This is a genomic window from Thioalkalivibrio sp. AKL9, assembly GCF_000377825.1.
Classification (GTDB): domain Bacteria; phylum Pseudomonadota; class Gammaproteobacteria; order Ectothiorhodospirales; family Ectothiorhodospiraceae; genus Thioalkalivibrio; species Thioalkalivibrio versutus.
Genome location: NZ_KB905109.1, coordinates 104657 through 120412 on the forward strand (window position 1 = coordinate 104657; position 15756 = coordinate 120412).

General features: G+C 66.0%; 17 protein-coding genes. 14 read left to right on the top strand and 3 right to left on the bottom strand.

Features of this window, described 5'->3' with window-relative positions:
* Nucleotides 1–5 precede the first annotated feature (5 nt).
* Nucleotides 6–320, bottom strand: a complete 315-nt coding sequence (locus tag D573_RS0108175; protein ID WP_018938677.1) for a hypothetical protein — start codon at nt 318–320, stop codon at nt 6–8.
* A 200-nt stretch (nt 321–520) separates the two neighbouring features.
* Between D573_RS0108175 and D573_RS0108180 the strand changes: the two genes are divergently transcribed.
* The 9 genes from D573_RS0108180 to mnhG all read left to right on the top strand — a co-directional run bounded on the left by D573_RS0108180 (nt 521) and on the right by mnhG (nt 8911).
* A complete protein-coding gene (locus D573_RS0108180) occupies nt 521–1855 on the top strand; it encodes a hypothetical protein (RefSeq protein ID WP_018938678.1) in 1335 nt (444 codons plus the stop codon).
* A 110-nt stretch (nt 1856–1965) separates the two neighbouring features.
* Nucleotides 1966–2667: a TIGR04211 family SH3 domain-containing protein gene (locus D573_RS0108185; RefSeq protein ID WP_018146066.1), complete on the top strand. Its 702-nt coding sequence runs from the start codon at nt 1966–1968 to the stop codon at nt 2665–2667.
* A 254-nt stretch (nt 2668–2921) separates the two neighbouring features.
* Nucleotides 2922–5222, top strand: a complete 2301-nt coding sequence (locus D573_RS0108190; protein ID WP_018938679.1) for a putative monovalent cation/H+ antiporter subunit A — start codon at nt 2922–2924, stop codon at nt 5220–5222.
* A complete protein-coding gene (locus tag D573_RS0108195; RefSeq protein ID WP_018146064.1) occupies nt 5219–5644 on the top strand; it encodes a Na+/H+ antiporter subunit B in 426 nt (141 codons plus the stop codon). Before D573_RS0108190 ends, D573_RS0108195 begins: the two co-directional genes overlap by 4 nt.
* Nucleotides 5644–5991, top strand: coding sequence for a Na+/H+ antiporter subunit C (locus D573_RS0108200; protein ID WP_018146063.1), 348 nt, complete (start codon nt 5644–5646; stop codon nt 5989–5991). The genes D573_RS0108195 and D573_RS0108200 overlap by 1 nt, the downstream gene beginning before the upstream one ends.
* Nucleotides 5988–7493 carry a Na+/H+ antiporter subunit D gene (locus tag D573_RS0108205; protein ID WP_018938681.1) on the top strand — a complete coding sequence of 502 codons (1506 nt, stop codon included), beginning with the start codon at nt 5988–5990 and terminating at the stop codon, nt 7491–7493. Before D573_RS0108200 ends, D573_RS0108205 begins: the two co-directional genes overlap by 4 nt.
* Nucleotides 7490–7963 (top strand): Na+/H+ antiporter subunit E, encoded by a 474-nt coding sequence (locus D573_RS0108210; protein WP_018938682.1) that lies wholly within the window; start codon nt 7490–7492, stop codon nt 7961–7963. The genes D573_RS0108205 and D573_RS0108210 overlap by 4 nt, the downstream gene beginning before the upstream one ends.
* A gap of 281 nt (nt 7964–8244) precedes the next feature.
* Complete coding sequence (locus D573_RS0108215; protein ID WP_018146060.1) at nt 8245–8520, top strand: cation:proton antiporter; 276 nt, start codon at nt 8245–8247, stop codon at nt 8518–8520.
* Nucleotides 8513–8911 (top strand): monovalent cation/H(+) antiporter subunit G, encoded by a 399-nt coding sequence (mnhG, locus tag D573_RS0108220; RefSeq protein ID WP_018146059.1) that lies wholly within the window; start codon nt 8513–8515, stop codon nt 8909–8911. The genes D573_RS0108215 and mnhG overlap by 8 nt, the downstream gene beginning before the upstream one ends.
* Nucleotides 8912–9050: 139 nt before the next feature.
* Here the strand turns inward: mnhG and D573_RS0108225 are convergent, their stop codons facing one another.
* Nucleotides 9051–9500: a hypothetical protein gene (locus tag D573_RS0108225; protein ID WP_018146058.1), complete on the bottom strand. Its 450-nt coding sequence runs from the start codon at nt 9498–9500 to the stop codon at nt 9051–9053.
* A gap of 240 nt (nt 9501–9740) precedes the next feature.
* Between D573_RS0108225 and D573_RS0108230 the strand changes: the two genes are divergently transcribed.
* Complete coding sequence (locus tag D573_RS0108230) at nt 9741–10451, top strand: metalloregulator ArsR/SmtB family transcription factor (protein ID WP_081618752.1); 711 nt, start codon at nt 9741–9743, stop codon at nt 10449–10451.
* Nucleotides 10448–11767: an MFS transporter gene (locus D573_RS0108235; protein WP_018938684.1), complete on the top strand. Its 1320-nt coding sequence runs from the start codon at nt 10448–10450 to the stop codon at nt 11765–11767. The genes D573_RS0108230 and D573_RS0108235 overlap by 4 nt, the downstream gene beginning before the upstream one ends.
* A 29-nt stretch (nt 11768–11796) precedes the next feature.
* Here D573_RS0108235 and D573_RS0108240 read toward each other — a convergent pair whose 3' ends face one another.
* Entirely contained in the window at nt 11797–12255 is a 459-nt protein-coding gene (locus D573_RS0108240) for a DUF6231 family protein (protein ID WP_018938685.1), read from the bottom strand.
* Nucleotides 12256–12360: 105 nt separating this feature from the next.
* Between D573_RS0108240 and D573_RS0108245 the strand changes: the two genes are divergently transcribed.
* From D573_RS0108245 to D573_RS0108255, 3 genes are read left to right on the top strand one after another with little or no spacing between them, the layout of a single operon-like run.
* Nucleotides 12361–12843: a Crp/Fnr family transcriptional regulator gene (locus D573_RS0108245; RefSeq protein WP_018146053.1), complete on the top strand. Its 483-nt coding sequence runs from the start codon at nt 12361–12363 to the stop codon at nt 12841–12843.
* Between the two features lie 24 nt (nt 12844–12867).
* Nucleotides 12868–13659: a YdcF family protein gene (locus tag D573_RS0108250; protein ID WP_018938686.1), complete on the top strand. Its 792-nt coding sequence runs from the start codon at nt 12868–12870 to the stop codon at nt 13657–13659.
* Nucleotides 13659–15734, top strand: coding sequence for a hypothetical protein (locus D573_RS0108255; protein WP_018938687.1), 2076 nt, complete (start codon nt 13659–13661; stop codon nt 15732–15734). Before D573_RS0108250 ends, D573_RS0108255 begins: the two co-directional genes overlap by 1 nt.
* Nucleotides 15735–15756 lie beyond the last annotated feature (22 nt).

A 15756-nucleotide genomic window follows, 5' to 3' on the forward strand; every position in this document is an offset into this window, starting at 1 on the left:
GGTCGTCAGGCGTCGGATGGATACCGTAGCAGGTCCGCGAGGGTGAAGAAGCGATCGCCGCGCAGGTAGCCGGCCTGGATATCGGCGGTCAGGGCCGTCGGGCGCCCCTTGCTGTCGCGTTCGGCGACCCAGGGCGCGGGCACGGTATCCAGGATGTGCGTGCAGGCCAGGCGCCCGTCATCCAGATGGCTGGCATGGACCGCGCCGGTGCGGCGGTCGCGGAAGGCCGGGAGCCAGCCGGCGGTGAACCCGGCATCCAGCCAGGCGGGGTTCTCGGTGCGGGCCGGGGCGGGTGCCGGCAGGAGGTCGAGGCTGAGCATCGCGAAGTCTCCGGGGATTTAATCCGGATATCGGCGCGGGCACCGCAAACTTGAGTACGGATCCTTCCGTGCGCCGGCAGGCGCGGAGGCGTTGCGACATAATCGGAGCGCGAAGGCGGAGGTCCGAGTTGCGCTGTAGGGTGCGGGCACCGACCATGCCGTAAAACAATAAGCAAGGGGTCGTCGTGGCGGTCACTGTAATGCTGTGGGTAGTGGGGGTTGTTGTCGCGATTATCGTGCTCGATCTGGCGCGACGGCCGCTGCGGCGATTGCTGGTGGGCCTGACGGGTGGGATTACGCGCCTGGTCTGTGCCCTGCGGCGCCAGGTGTTGCATCTGCGCGATGCGGCTCAGCGCTGGCACCAGGCGCATCTGGCGAGGCTGGAGGCGGAGCGCGTCCATGTCGCGGTGCATGCCCTGGAGCGACGCTACGCTCGGCTGGTGGGCCATGATCTGGCCGAGATCCCCGATCTGCGCCAGCAGGTCCACGAGACGCTGCGCCAGCTGGAGGACGCCTACGCCCGCGACGAGGGGCGCTTGTCCGCCGAACCGGGCTGGGTCAGCCGGCTGGAGGCGCTGGTGAGCACGCCCGTCGGCGAGAGCCCGCAGGGGCAGCGTCTGGCGCAGGACATGCAGGAGACGGTGCTGCGCATCGCTCGCCTGGGTATGGAGGAGCACCGCCAGATGTCCCGTGGCCTGTTGTCGGCGCGCCGCCGCATGGAGGCCCCGTTGCACGAGCTGACCGGGCGCCTGGAGCAAGTTCACCGGCGACTGGCGGACCTGCAGCGTCAGGGCGAACGTCTCGACAACGGTCTGACTCGTTGCGAGAGCCGCGACCATCCGGCGCACCGACAGTGGCCGGCGTATGCCCAGGCGGGTAGCCAGTGGTTGCTGGGCGCAGCGGGACTGGCGCTGACGGCTGTGGCAGTGATCGTGTACCAGCGCCTGTTCGACCCGGCCCTGGGCTCGCAATTTCCGGCGTCCATGGAGGCCGGCGGCGTGGCCTTTCCGGATCTGGTGGTCGTGATCCTGTTGGGCGCGGCCGCGGTCTGTGGCTGGCTGCTGGCGGAGGCCCGCGGTGTCTCGCGGCTCTTGCCACAATCCCTGATGGACGGCAGCGAGGGCGTGCGCCGCGCCCTGGTGGTGGTGGCTGCGGTGGCATTGGCCGCACTGGCGCTGGTCTCCGGGTTTGGCGGTTTCCACCTGGAGTGGGTGGCTTATCGCCAGGAAATGGTCGATACCCTGCTGGCAGGGGACGAGGCACCCCCGGTGACGCTGGATCTGTTCGAACAGTCGGTGGGGGCGATCCTGGGGCTGGTAATCCCGCTGATCGTGGCGCTGGCACCGATCTGGCTGGTGGGCGTCCTGCAGGCGACCCGAGTGATGCTGGGTGGGCTTCTGAGCTTGCTGCTCGCCGTGCTGGCCGGGGTCCTGTATCTGCTGGCGGTGACGGCGGCGCAGATGCGCCGGCTGGCGCCGATGGCGTTTGACCTGCTCACGTTTCCGTCGCGGGTGGTGCGCGAGCAGTTCTTGTAAGGCTCGCGGTAACCGTTATGTGAACTCGATCAACCCCTGGCGCGGCCTGGCACGCGCTGTGCGGATACCGCTGTAGAATGCAGCGCCGTTGATCCCTGACGAATCAAGAGATGGCAGAAGACATGACGACGAATGGGTGGCCGATGCGGGTGATGGTGCTGGTTCTGGGCGGATTGCTGATGGTGGCCTGGAGCGGCGCCGCCGCTCAGCAGACCCGGTATATCAGCGAGGAGCTGGAGGTTGGCGTGCGTGGCGGTCCGTCGAACCAGAACCGGATCGTCAGCGCAGTACGTGCCGGACAGCCAGTGGCCGTGATGGAGCAGTCCGGTGACGGCTGGAGCCGGGTGCGCCTGCCCAGCGGCAACGAGGCCTGGATCCTGACCCGCTACCTGCAGGACGAGCCGCATTCGCGCGAGCGCCTGGCCGAAGTCGAGGCCGAGCTGGCCGAGATCCGCTCCGGGGCAGATGACCAGGAGGGCCGGATCGCGGAACTGCTGGATCGGCGCAATGCGTTGACCGCGGAACGTGACGAACTGCAGGCACAGCTCGCTGAGATGGAAACCGAGCTGGAAGAGTTGCGTGATATCGCCTCGCGGCCGCAGGAAATCCAGCGCGAGAATCGCCGCCTGGAAGAGAACCTGATCGATGCCCGCGACTCCGCCGACGAGTATCGCCGTCAGGTCGAGGTGATGCAGGCGGACAGTCAGCGCAAGTGGTTCATGACTGGGGCATTGGTCACGGTTGGTTCGGTGATTCTCGGGATCGTGCTTACGCGGATTCCCGCCCGTCGCCGTCGCAGCGAATGGAGCTGATACCGGGGTCTTGATCGGCGCTTTCCTGAGACCGGTTCTTCTCGTCTGAATCGGTCGCTGTCAGCGTGTCTTTCGGGGCTTGCGCGAGGAACGTCACGTTTCTTGCGCGGCCTCGGCCGAGTCGGTAGGCTTCCGCGACCGATTTGACCCTGGTGTGCCTTGAGCGGCTCGCCCCGTCAGGATCGGATGGACCCTCACATGCGCGGTCGCGGCCGCGTGCCTTGGCCCGGAACTGAAAGGACTGAGCTGACCGGATGCTGTACGCAATTCTGTCAACGTTCCTGGTGGCGGCGTTTGCGCCCACGATCCACCGCCTGACCGGCCGCACCAGTGGCTGGGTGCTGGGCTTGTTGCCGGCCGGGCTGTTCGTCTATTTCCTGAGCTTCCTGCCGGCGGTTTCCAGCGGCGAATCCATCGTGCTGGCCTGGCCTTGGCTGCCGGGGCTGGATATCCAGCTCTCGTTCCTGGTGGACGGCCTGTCACTGCTGTTTGCGCTACTGATCTCGGGTATCGGTTTCTTCATCGTCACCTACGCCGGGCGCTACCTCGAGAAGGATCGCGATCTCGGGCGCTTCTACGTGATTCTGCTGGCCTTCATGGGGTCCATGCTCGGGCTGGTGCTGGCGGATAACCTGATCGCGATGTTCGTGTTCTGGGAGCTGACCAGTATCACGTCCTACTTGCTGATCGGCTACAACCACGAGAACGCAGACGCCCGCAAGTACGCGCTCCAGGGTCTGTTCGTAACCGTCGGCGGCGGTCTGGCAATGCTCGCCGGCATCATCATGCTGGCGATGGCCGGCGGCTCCTACGAGATCTCCGAGATCCTCTCCAACGGCGATGTGGTGCGCGAGCATGCGCTGTATCTGCCGCTGTTGTTCCTGATCCTGCTCGGGGCCTTCACGAAGTCGGCACAGGTCCCGTTCCATTTCTGGCTGCCGCGCGCGATGGCGGCGCCCACGCCGGTCTCCGCCTACCTGCACTCGGCCACCATGGTAAAGGCCGGCATCTACCTGCTGGCGCGCCTGAATCCCTCGCTGGGTGGCACGGATGTCTGGTTCACCACGCTGGTGTTGGTCGGCTCGGTGACCATGTTCACCGGCGTGTTCCTGGCCTACCGCTCCACGGGCGTGAAAAAGGTGCTGGCGTATTCCACGGTGATGGCGCTGGGCACCCTGACCATGTTGATCGGCATTGGCACCGAGACCGCGTTGATGGCGGCGATGGCCTTCCTGCTGGCGCATTCCCTGTACAAGGGCGCGCTGTTCATGGTCGCGGGCATCCTGGATCACGAGGCCGGGGCCAAGGACTTCCTGCAGACCGGCGGACTGCGCAGCGCGCTGCCGGTGACGGCGGCATTCACGATCCTCGCGGCGCTGTCGCTGGGGGGCGTGATCCCGCTGTTCGGCTTTGTCGCCAAGGAGCTGATGCTGGAGTCGGTGCTTGGGGCCCCGGGGCTGGTCGGCATCCTGACCCTGCTGGCGGTGCTGACCGCGATCCTCGGGGTGGCGGTCGCCGCGATTGTCGGCATCCGGCCGTGGTTCGGGCCGAAGACGGACACGCCCAAGACCCCGCAGCATGACGCCCCGGTGGCCATGCTGGCCGGCCCCGCGGTGCTCGCGAGCCTGGGCCTGATCTTCGGCCTGGGGCCGGGGCTGGCCGACGAGGGCCTGATCAACGCGGCGGCGGCCAGCGTGCAGGGTGCGCCGGTGGACGGCTATCTGTCGCTGTGGCACGGCCTGAATTGGCCGCTGGCGATCTCCGCCTTCAGCCTGGTGGCCGGTGGGGTTCTCTACTGGCGCTGGGAACAGGCGCGCCGCGCGCTGGCCTGGGTCGATCGCGTCGCCGAATACGGCCCGGAGAAGGGCTATTTCAAGATGATGGACGGCCTGGTGTGGCTGTCCGAATGGCAGACCCGAGTGCTGCAGAACGGCTATCTGCGCTATTACGTGATCGTGATCGTCGTGGCGACCGCGGGTCTGGTCGGGGTCACCGCCCAGCTGTTCGAGGTCGGCGTAGGCTCGCTGAATCTCGAGCGCCTGAAGGTCCACGAGATCGCCATTCTGGCGGTCCTGGTGGCCTCCACGCTGTTCGCGGTGCTGACCCGCTCACGACTGGGCGCAGTGGCGGCCCTGGGCTCGCTGGGCTTCACCGTGGCGCTGGTCTACGTGCTCTACAGCGCGGCGGACGTCGGCATCACCCAGGTGCTGGTCGAGACCCTGACCGTGATCCTTCTGGTGCTGGTCCTGTTCCGACTGCCGGGCTTCCTGAATCTGTCGTCCACCGCGCTGCGCCTGCGTGACGCCGGGATCGCGCTGGTGATGGGCGGCATGATCACGCTGCTGATCCTGAGCACCGTGGATGCGCGGCTGTTCGACTCCATCTCGCAGTACTTCATCGACGAGTCGGTGCCGTCCGGTTACGGCCGCAACATCGTTAACGTGGTGCTGGTGGACTTCCGTGCACTGGATACCCTGGGCGAGATCTTCGTGCTGGCGCTGGCGGCGATCGGGGTGTACGCGATGCTTCGTTTCCGCGCGGAGGACCGCCGATGAACATGCACTCCCTGATCCTGCGCACCGCGGGACATTTCCTGCTGCCGCTCCTGCTGCTGTTTTCCGTGTTCCTCCTGTTGCGCGGGCACGACGAGCCGGGCGGCGGTTTCATTGGTGGACTGGTCGCGGCGGCGGCGATCCTGCTGTACCTGTTTTCGATGGATACCGAGTCGGCACGCAAGGTGCTGCGGGTGGACCCTCGGGATCTTCTGGGTGCCGGCATGGTGCTGGCGGTGATCAGTGCCATTCCCGGCGTGTTTCGCGGGCAGGCCTTCTTTACCGCCCAGTGGTGGGAGTTCACTGCGCCGATCTTCGGCGAGATGAAGCTCTCGACCGTGCTGATCTTCGATATCGGGGTGTACCTGGTGGTCATCGGCTCGGTGCTGACCATCATGCTCAACCTCGCGGAGGCGGAGGACTAATGGAAGTCGTCATGGCCTTCGTGGTCGGCGGTCTCTATGCCGCGGCCATCTACATGATGCTGCGCCGCTCGATCGTGAAGCTGGTGATCGGCCTGGTGCTGCTGTCGAATGCCGCCAACCTGCTGATCTTTACCGTCGCCGGCATGACATCGGGCGCGCCGCCACTGATCTCCCCCGGGGACACGGTGCCCGAGGGGGTCGCGGCCGATCCCCTGGCGCAGGCCGTGGTGCTGACGGCGATCGTGATCGGTTTCGGGGTGCTGGCGTTCGCCGTGGTACTGATCCACCGCGCCTACGAAGTGGTGCAGGCCGATGACATGGACCAGATGAAGGACACCGATCGATGATGATGTCCGTGGCCCTCCCGATCATCGTGCCGCTGCTGGTCGGTGCGTTGTCGGTGATGTTGTGGCGTTCGCACTTCGCGCAGCGGGCCCTCGGTGTGCTCGGCACCGGGCTGATGCTGGCCGTCAGCGTGTGGCTGCTGGCGGATACCTGGGAGCACGGGCACGTGGTGATGGAGATGGGCTCCTGGCCCGCGCCATTCGGTATCGTGCTGGTGTCCGACATGCTGGCGGCGATCATGGTGGTGCTGACCGGTATCATCGGCTTCGCCACGGCGATCTATTCGCTCTCCGGCATTGGCAGGATGTCGGAAAAGTTCGGCTACTACCCGTTGCTGCACCTGCTTCTGGCCGGCGTGAACGGCGCCTTCCTGACCGGCGATATCTTCAACCTCTACGTGTGGTTCGAGGTGATGCTGGTCGCCTCCTTCGCGCTGCTGATCCTGGGTGGCGAACGCGCGCAGATGGAAGGGGCGATCAAGTACGTCACCCTGAACCTGCTGTCGTCGATGATCTTCCTGACCGCGATCGGCCTGACCTACGGGCTGACCGGCACCCTGAACATGGCGGATATCGCCGACAAGCTGTCCACCGTCGAGGACACCGGTCTGGTGACCGTAATCGCGATGCTGTACCTGGTCGCGTTCGGGGTGAAGGCCGCGGCGTTCCCGTTCTTCTTCTGGCTGCCGGCGTCCTACCACACGCCGAAGGTGGCGGTCTCGGCGCTGTTCGCGGCGTTGCTGACCAAGGTCGGGGTCTACGCGCTGTACCGCGTGTTCACGCTGATCTTCAATCAGGAAGTCGACTACACCCACGAGATCCTGCTGTGGGTCGCAGCGGCGACCATGCTGACCGGCGTGCTCGGGGCGGCCGCGCACTACGAATTCCGGCGCATCCTGTCGTTCCACATCATCAGCCAGATCGGCTACATGATCATGGGTCTGGCGCTGTTCACGCCGCTGGCCCTGGTGGGCGGGGTGTTCTACATCATGCATCACATCATCGTGAAGGCGAATCTGTTCCTGATCAGCGGGATCACGTTCGTGATGAAGGGCACCCACGAGCTGAAGCTGATGGGCGGGATCTACCGTACGCATCCAATGCTGGGGGTGCTGTTTCTGATTCCGGCCTTGTCGCTGGCAGGGCTGCCGCCGCTGTCGGGTTTCTTTGCCAAGTTCATCATCATCCGCGCGGGCATCGAGGCCGAGGCCTACTGGGTGGTGGCGGTCGCGCTGGTGGTGGGTCTGCTGACGCTGTACTCGATGATCAAGATCTGGGCCGAGGTGTTCTGGAAGGCGCAGCCGGAAGGGGTCGAGGGCGAGACGCTTGACGTCACTTCCGGCCCGATGATCTGGATGTGGGTCCCGGTGATCATGCTGGCGCTGATGACCGTGGCCATCGGCCTGTACGGCGAGCCGATCTACCAGATGGCTTTGATGTCGGCCGAGCAGTTGCTGGATCCGTCGCAGTATATCGAGGCGGTACTCGGGGAGGCCCGCCAATGATCGCGCTGACGTGGAACATCGCGCTGGCCCTGATCTGGGTCTTTCTAACCGGGACTTTTACCACCGGCAATCTGCTGGTCGGATTTTTCCTGGGCTACGTGCTGCTGGCCTTTGCCCTGCGTGACAAGCCGGGGTTTGCCAGCTACGCGCGGCGCGTGCCGCGCTTCATCGGGTTTATCGGCTTCTTCCTTTGGGAGCTGTTTATGTCGAACCTGAAGGTGGCCTACGATGTGATGACACCGACCCACCACATGGTGCCGGGTGTGATTGCCTTTCCGCTGGATGCCAAGACCGATGGCGAGATCACGATTGTCGCCAACCTGATCTCGCTGACGCCGGGGACGCTGAGCCTGGACGTCTCCACCGACAAGAAGGTGCTGTACATCCACGTGATGTACCTCGAGGACCGGGATGCGGTGATCCGCTCGATCAAGTACCTGGAACACCGCGCGCTGGAGGTCCTGCGCTAGTGGGCCATGCGGTTAATAAGGTAACGCTCAGAGCCACTGTGCTGGCGCGAATCAAGGCGCGTTTCGCAGGGAATGGCAGCGTCCTTGCCAAGAAACGCAACGCCGAGTCGCGCCAGCACAGTGGCTCCCGAAGGGCCGTCGCACAAGCGCCGTGGTCTGCGTTCCGCTCGCTTGAATGGGCGAAGGCCAGTCCTGCGCTTGCGCGCCTTGCCCACAACGCTTGTGCGACGGCTGAGCGTTACCTTATTAACCGCATGGCCCACTAGGCGCGGGGAGGTCCGATGTTCGATATCGCCATTATTGCTTCCAATGCGTTGCTGAGCCTGGCCCTGGTGCTGGGGTTCTGGCGGCTGTACCTGGGGCCGACGCTGCCGGATCGCGTGGTGGCACTGGAGCTGATTGCGTCGCTGACCATCGGTTTCATCGCGGTCTACGTGATCTCCAGTGGCCGCACCCCGTTCATCGACGTGGCCATGGTGTTGGCGTTGACCGCGTTCCTTGCCGCAGTGGGCTTTGCCCGTTACCTGGAGAAAGGGGGGCATCGGGACGATGACTGAGTTCTTGACGGGGTTGTTCCTGGTCGTCGGGGCCGCGTTCATGGTGGTTGCGGCGCTGGGTCTGGTGCGCATGCCCGACCTGCCGATGCGCCTGCATGCCACCACCAAGGCCGGTGTGCTGGGGGCGGGTCTGATGATGGTCGGCGTGGCGGTCTACTTTGGCGACGGCGGGGTCACCACCCGTGCGGTGGCGGTGATTGGCTTCCTGCTGCTCACCGCACCGGTGGCCGCGCACGCGATCGGGCGCGCCGGCTACTTTGTCGGGGTGCCGCTGTGGGAGCACAGCAAGACCGACGAGCTGAAGGGCCGCTACGACGAGAAGAATCACACCCTGGCCTCGCCCCCGGAGATGCAGGACGCGAAGCAGGACGACGACGTCCCGCGCGCGTGAGCCCGCCGGCGCTCGTGCGCGGATAGCCGATCATCCGGGTAGGGGACATGACGGCGCGCCAGACACGAAAAAGCCGGGGCGCAAGGCCCCGGCCATGGGTACAGTCGTCGGAGAGACGATCGTGCCTGAATAGCGGCCCTCAGGCCGCGTGGGTTTCCTTCGCCTCGCGGGCGGCCCTCGCCTGTTCCGGATCGTAGGCTGCGCCGGACCAGAGCATCTCGTAGGCGATCTCCTCGTTTCCGTTCTCGCACAGTTCCAGTACCTGCTGAAACAGGGGCTGGAAGGTCTCGCTCTGGTGCGACGCTTCGTGTTCGTCGAAGCTATTCCAGAAGGTGATGATGAGGGCTTCCTTGTCTTTCATCGGGCTCTCGACCGCCTGGCCGATGGTGGAGCCTTCATTGGAGACGGAGCCGGAGTTCAGCGCGACAAAGCCGCCGACGAAGCCGGTATCCGAGTGATAGGTCTTTACGTTCTCGCACAGGACGGCGACACGTTCCTGCAGATCGTCGATGGTGTATTCCGGCTTGAGGATCACGCGGTTGATGGTGACGACACCGTCGGCCGGGAAGTTGTTGATCAGTTGGCTCATGACGTTCTCCTGTTGCAGGGGAAGTGTGCCCGAAGGCACGGGTTGCTCGTTAAGTTAGTAAGCAACTTCTAATTGAAGTTCCCGAGTAAACTACTCAGGAATAGGCGAGACCCCAAAATCACCCAGAAATTGGAGGGCCCGATCCAGCGCGCCCCTGGCGGCGGGAGGGCTTTTCCGCGGCTAGATGCGGGTCATCACCGGACTTGCGTGCGATCCCTGGGTCATCTATCGTTCATTCCAATGAATATTGGAGCGAACGCCGTGTCCGGACGTGAACTCAAGGATTTGCTTTACGAACAGGTGGCCCGCATCGCCCGGGCCGCGGCCAGCCCGAAGCGCCTGGAGTTGATCGAGGTGCTAGTTCAGGGCGAAAAGAGCGTCGAGCAGCTTGCGGCCGATGCAGAACTGAGCGTGAAGCTGACCAGCGCCCACCTGAAGGAGCTGCGTCAGGCACGGCTGGTCGAGGCCCGGCGCGAAGGGCGTCATATGTTCTATCGCCTGGTGGATCAGCATGTCGCCGATTTCTGGGTAATGCTGCGTACCCTCGCGGAGGAGCGCCTGCTCGAGTTGCAGGCCGCGACCCGCGAAATGGCCGAGGGTCCTGGCGAGCTGGCCCCGATGGCCGGCCCCGAACTGCTGGAACAGGCTCGTCGGGGCGATCTCATCGTTCTCGATGTCCGTCCCGGGATGGAATACGCGAACGCCCATCTGCCGTATGCCCGATCCATCCCGATCAGCGAGCTGCGCAATCGGCTCGGCGAGCTCCCGACCGACCGACCGGTGGTGGCTTATTGCCGCGGTCCCTACTGTCTGATGGCCAGCGAGGCTGTAGAGATCCTGGCCGCGCACGGGTTCCAGGCGACCCGGTTCGAGGATGGCGTCGCCGAATGGCGCTATCACGGTCTGCCATTGGCAACTGTGAGCAACGAGGACAAGGAGAACGCCACATGACGGACCATCACAAGGCCGCGGAGGCCTATGCCCACCTGACGCACGGGATCCGGGAGAACCTCGGGCAGTTCGGTCAGCAGCTGATCCAGGTTTTCTTCGTCGGCCTGACGATCGGGATGATGCGCACGGTCGTGCCGGCCCTGGCGGAGAGCGAATTCGGCGTGGCCGAGGGCTCGTTCATGCTGCTGACCGCGTTTGTGGTCGCCTTTGGCGTGGTGAAGGGGGCGCTCAATTTTGTTGCCGGTCGCCTGTCCGAACGGCTGGGCCGCAAGACCGTCCTGATGCTGGGCTGGGTGGCGGCGATCCCGATCCCGTTCATGATCCTCTACGCGCCGTCCTGGAGCTGGATCGTGGCCGCGACCGTGCTGCTGGGCGTGAACCAGGGCCTGGCCTGGTCGATGACCCAGACGGCCAAGATGGACATCACCCGTGCCGATGAACGCGGTTTCACCATGGGGATGAACGAGTTCTCCGGCTATGTCGGGGTCGCAGTGGCGGGGATCGTGACGGGCTACATGGCTGCAGCGTTCGGTCCGCGCATGGGGCTGTTGATTTTTGGCCTGGTGGTCATCGCGCTGGCGATCGTGCTGACCGCGCTGTTTGTGCGCGAGACGCTGGACTGGGCGAAGGCCGAGGGTGCGCGGCATGCCGCGGGGCAGTCCACTGGGCCCATCCCGCGGTATTCGAAGAATATCTCCGATACGCCCAGCACCTGGGAGGTGTTCACGCTGATGTCCTGGCGCGACCGGCGCATGGCCGCGTTCAGTCAGGCGGGGCTGGTCGAGAAGTTCGTGGATGCGCTGGTGTGGGTGTTCTATCCGGTGTTCCTCTATCAGCAGGGGCTCAGTCTCGCGGCGATCGGCTGGGTGGTCGGGATCTACGGTTTTGTCTGGGGCGGATCGCAGTTCCTTACCGGCCGCCTGTCGGACCATGTTGGCCGCCGGCAGCCGATTATCTGGGGCATGTGGATCTGCGGCGGCGGGGTGGCCCTGACGCTGCTGGGCGAGGGCGTGCTGTGGTGGTCGTTCGCGGCGGCGGTGACCGGTCTCGGCATGGCGCTGCTGTATCCCAACCTGAGCGCGGCAGTGGCGGATATCGCGCACCCGAACTGGCGCGGTTCGGCGATCGGGACCTACCGCTTCTGGCGGGATCTTGGCTACGGAGTGGGGGCCTTCGGGTTGGGCATCGTGGCCCATATTGGCGGGTCGGTGGTCTGGGGCTTCTGGTTCGTGGTGATCGCGATGTTTGCCTCCGGCGCCGTGGTCTGGTGGTGGGGCGAGGAGACGCATCCGCGCCTGAACCCCGACGACGATTAGGCGTATGGCGGCTCGTCCGCCGGGCGCCGCTACCAGCGGCGCTTGTCCCACATCTCCGGGTTGGCCCAGAAACGGGCGTTCAGCCAGTCGGGGGTGAGCTTGTAGTCGTACAGACTGGTGCGATAGACCGTGTGATCCGGCGCGGCCGCCTCGGCCTCCGGGTCGTGGCGGAAACCGAGGGCGAGGAAATCGTTCAGGCCCCAGCGTTCGTCGTCCCGCCGATGCAGGATCAGCACCTCGTCGGCCCAGCGGTCGCGCAGCCCGCCCAGGAGTTGCTGGCCCGTCGTGACGTCCAGTGCGCTCAGCGTATCCGGCAGCAGGACCAGCGGCACGCGCGGCCCGGGCGGGTGCTCGAGAAATGCCGCGACGCTCTCCTGCTCCACGCCCGGAGGGCTTTCCTGGCTATTCGAGTCGGCTACAAGCAGGACGGCCCTGCCGTCGCGCAGGCGCCGCGGCAGGTGGCGGCGCAGGGCATCGATGTCGATCAAGCGGTACCTCCCCGGTGGTCTTGGTCGCCCCGTCCCGGGGTCGCGTTCGTTATACTCTAATCTACTCCCACTTCTACTGCGGACCCGTCAGAAGGAAGCCTCTCCATGTCCAAGGAACTGCTGACCGAATTCCTCTCCAAACACCCGATCTCGGCGTCGCTGACGCCGGCCGAGGTCGAGATCCTTCTCGAATACCTGGAGGTGCTGGAAACCCATCACAAGCAGGTGATCGCCGATATCGGCGAGGTCGGGGAGTCGTTGTTCTTCGTCGTCAGCGGGACCGCCGCGCTGTACCACGACGACGGCAACCAGGAGATCGAGGTCGGTCGCATGCAAACCGGCGAGCTGGCCGGGTCCATGTCGTTCTTTGACCGCGTGCCCCGCGGCGTGCGCATGCGCGCCCTGAGCGACAATACCCGCCTGCTGCGCCTGTCGCGCTCCATGTATGACCGCCTGCGCGTCGAACAGCCGTACATCGCGGTGAACCTGCTGGAGTTCGCCATCATCAGCCTGGATCACCTGATCCGCCGGGTTTCCGAGGACGTGGCCACCTACGCCCACTACCTCTACTCCCCGGGCAAGAAGTAAAGCGGGGCGCAGGCGGAGAGCGTCGTGCTCGCGTCCCTGCAGACGGCGATCGAATACCTGCTGCTGCCCCCGGGGCTGGGGATTGCGCTGACCCTGGTCGGGGTCGCCTTCTGGCGCGCCGACTGGCGCGGGGGGCGGCCGTTATTGGCGCTGGGTCTGCTGGCGCTGGTGCTACCGAGCCTGAATGTCGTCGCCCAGCCGCTAGCACACAGTATCGAGCGCGATCTGCGCGATGCCGTGGTCGCGGTGGGGCGGGCCGATGCCATCGTGGTGCTGGGCGGCGGACGCTGGCCCGGACGCGGCGAGGACGGCGGCCGCGATGCCCTGAATCCCCAGACCCACGAGCGTCTGCGCCATGCCGCCAGGCTGCACCGCGACACCGGGCTGCCGCTGCTGGTCTCGGGCGGGCGTCCGGGCGCGTTGCCCGGGCGGCGCTCCGAGGCCGAGCTGATGGCGGCCACCCTGCAAGCCGATCTGGGGGTGCCGGTGCGCTGGCTGGAGAGCACCTCGCGCAACACCTGCGAAAACGCCACGCACACCCGCCAGCGCCTGCAGCAAAGCGACGTGCAACGGGTGCTGGTGGTGACCCAGGCCCTGCACATGCCGCGTGCCCTGGCCTGCTTCGAACGTGCCGGCCTGGCGGCCGACCCGGCACCGACCGGCTTTCGCGGCCCCACGAGCGATCTACGGCGGGTCGAGGACTTCCTGCCGACCCTCGAGGCCTTGGAGACGTCGCGCTTCGCGATGCGTGAATGGCTGGCCCGCCTGGCACCGCCGCTACGCGACCGTCTGCCGGAGCGGGGCGACCCGGCCTGATGCTCGCGCTGCGCCGTGCACCGGGCTTGTATGGCGCGGCGGCCGGGCTGCTCTTTCTGCTGGCGGGTGTGGCCGTGGCCGCGGATGCGGAGGTGGAGTTCGATGGCGGCATCCAGCTGGATCTGCGGATCGAATCCCTGTTGCGCGACGATCTCGACGCGCATGGCCTGAGCACCCGTGTGCAATGGACGCGCGAAGGCCTGTCCCTGGCGATCCGCGCGGATCGCGTCGAACTCCCCGAGCCCATCGGGGCCCTGCAAGACCTGCGCGTGGAATGCAGTGATCTGCAGGTAAGTCGTGCCGAGGTCCGCTGCGATACGGCGCGACTCTGGGGTGATGCCGGGGATCTGCACCTGCGGGGTGCCCCGGTAGGCCTGTATTGGGGGCGCGAGACGGGCGCGCTTGCGCTGGCGGGTGCGTGGCCCGGTTGGTTCGGGGCGCAGGGCGATTTCCACGTGCGGCTGGATCCCGCCCGCGGCTGGGATGTGCGGGCCGATTTCGCGGGGATCAACCTGGCGGCCCTGGCCGGGTCGGCGCGCCTGCCAATGGAGTTGCCCGTGCATCTGGGGCAGGGCACGGCGGATCTCGCGCTGCACTGGCGTGAACGCGGGCGTTCCGAGGGCACGCTGACGGTGCATGATCTCGCATTCAGCGACGATCTGGGCCTGCAGGCGGGGGAAGAACTGGACGGCCGGCTGCGCCTCGCGGGCGATGCCGACGGCTGGGATGTTGATCTGGCACTGACAGCGGGTGTGGTGTTCGTCGATCCCTGGTTTGTCGACCTGGATGCCGAGGGTCCGCTGACCCTGGACGCCCGCGGGGTGGTGGTGGACGGCGAGAGCCGAGCGGTGCGAGCGGAGTCGCTGTCACTGGATTATGGCGAGGCGGCCTCGCTGCAGGGACAGGGCCTCGCCTTCGCGCCCGAACGTGGTCTGGATGGCCAGTTCCGGGGTGAGGTCGGGGCACTTGGCGTGATCTACGAGACCGTGCTGTCGCCGTGGCTGGTGGGCACAGCCCTGGGCGAACTGGATGCCGCAGGGCGTATGAGCGGCGAGGTCGAGGTGCAGGCCTCCGAGCCGCACTACGCCCGGCTCGAATGGTCCGGGGTCGAGGCCCAGGACCGGCGTGGGCGTTTTGGTGTGAGCGGTGCGCGGGGCGAGCTGGACTGGTCCGCCACCGTGCCGGGTGGCCCCGGCCGCATCGGCTTTGATGCGGCCCATCTGTACGGCCTGCCGTTCGACGGGTTTTCCGCCCGGGTGCGTGCGCGGCCACAGGGGCTGGAATTGCTGGAGGCGACCGAGATCCCGATCCTCGATGGGGGCCTGCGGGTCAGGGCCTTCAGCGTGCAGCAGACCGAGACCGGGCCGGACGTGCAGTTCCAGGGGGGGATTCGGGCGATCAGTCTGGAGTTGCTGACCGACGTGCTGGGCTGGCCTCGCTTCTCCGGTCAGGTGGCCGGGATGATCCCGCGGGTGCGCCTGGAGGACGGTGATCTGAACGTGGATGGGCGGCTTCTGGTCCAGGTGTTCGATGGCGAGGTGGTGCTGCGCGATGTCTATATTCACGATCTGTTCGGGTACGCACCGGAGCTCGGGTTGTCGACGCAGATCCAGCGTCTGGACCTGGAACTGGTCACGCGGGCCTTCGATATCGGCCGGATCCAGGGACGGCTGTCGGGGCACGTGAACGACCTGGTGATGGTGGACTGGTCGCCGGTGCACATGGACCTGGAGCTGATGACACCAATGGACGATCCGGGACGGCGGCGCATCAGCCAGCGGGCGGTGGAGAACATCACCGAGCTGGGTGGCGGCCTGCAGGCGGCGGCTTCGTCGATCTTCCTGCGCGTTTTCGAGAACTTCAGTTATCGCCGCCTGGGCTTTCGCTGCGAACTGCGCGGGGACGTGTGCACGGCCTCCGGGGTGGCAGACCGCCCGGACGGCGGGTTCGTACTGGTACAGGGCGGTGGCCTGCCGCAGATCGAGGTGATCGGCTACAACCGCCGGGTGGACTGGCCGGAACTGATCGACCGCCTGGCGCAGATTCAGGGCGGCGAGGGGCCGGTCGTGCAATGAGTCAGTCGCGGTGTTTGGTTAC

Excerpts from the sequence above, each read along its gene's own strand:
- D573_RS0108175 (WP_018938677.1), bottom strand. The coding sequence starts at position 320 with ATGCTCAGCCTCGACCTCCTGCCGGCACCCGCCCCGGCCCGCACCGAG.
- D573_RS0108180 (WP_018938678.1), top strand. The coding sequence starts at position 521 with ATGCTGTGGGTAGTGGGGGTTGTTGTCGCGATTATCGTGCTCGATCTG.
- D573_RS0108185 (WP_018146066.1), top strand. The coding sequence starts at position 1,966 with ATGGCAGAAGACATGACGACGAATGGGTGGCCGATGCGGGTGATGGTG.
- D573_RS0108190 (WP_018938679.1), top strand. The coding sequence starts at position 2,922 with ATGCTGTACGCAATTCTGTCAACGTTCCTGGTGGCGGCGTTTGCGCCC.
- D573_RS0108195 (WP_018146064.1), top strand. The coding sequence starts at position 5,219 with ATGAACATGCACTCCCTGATCCTGCGCACCGCGGGACATTTCCTGCTG.
- D573_RS0108200 (WP_018146063.1), top strand. The coding sequence starts at position 5,644 with ATGGAAGTCGTCATGGCCTTCGTGGTCGGCGGTCTCTATGCCGCGGCC.
- D573_RS0108205 (WP_018938681.1), top strand. The coding sequence starts at position 5,988 with ATGATGATGTCCGTGGCCCTCCCGATCATCGTGCCGCTGCTGGTCGGT.
- D573_RS0108210 (WP_018938682.1), top strand. The coding sequence starts at position 7,490 with ATGATCGCGCTGACGTGGAACATCGCGCTGGCCCTGATCTGGGTCTTT.
- D573_RS0108215 (WP_018146060.1), top strand. The coding sequence starts at position 8,245 with ATGTTCGATATCGCCATTATTGCTTCCAATGCGTTGCTGAGCCTGGCC.
- mnhG (WP_018146059.1), top strand. The coding sequence starts at position 8,513 with ATGACTGAGTTCTTGACGGGGTTGTTCCTGGTCGTCGGGGCCGCGTTC.
- D573_RS0108225 (WP_018146058.1), bottom strand. The coding sequence starts at position 9,500 with ATGAGCCAACTGATCAACAACTTCCCGGCCGACGGTGTCGTCACCATC.
- D573_RS0108230 (WP_081618752.1), top strand. The coding sequence starts at position 9,741 with ATGAATATTGGAGCGAACGCCGTGTCCGGACGTGAACTCAAGGATTTG.
- D573_RS0108235 (WP_018938684.1), top strand. The coding sequence starts at position 10,448 with ATGACGGACCATCACAAGGCCGCGGAGGCCTATGCCCACCTGACGCAC.
- D573_RS0108245 (WP_018146053.1), top strand. The coding sequence starts at position 12,361 with ATGTCCAAGGAACTGCTGACCGAATTCCTCTCCAAACACCCGATCTCG.
- D573_RS0108255 (WP_018938687.1), top strand. The coding sequence starts at position 13,659 with ATGCTCGCGCTGCGCCGTGCACCGGGCTTGTATGGCGCGGCGGCCGGG.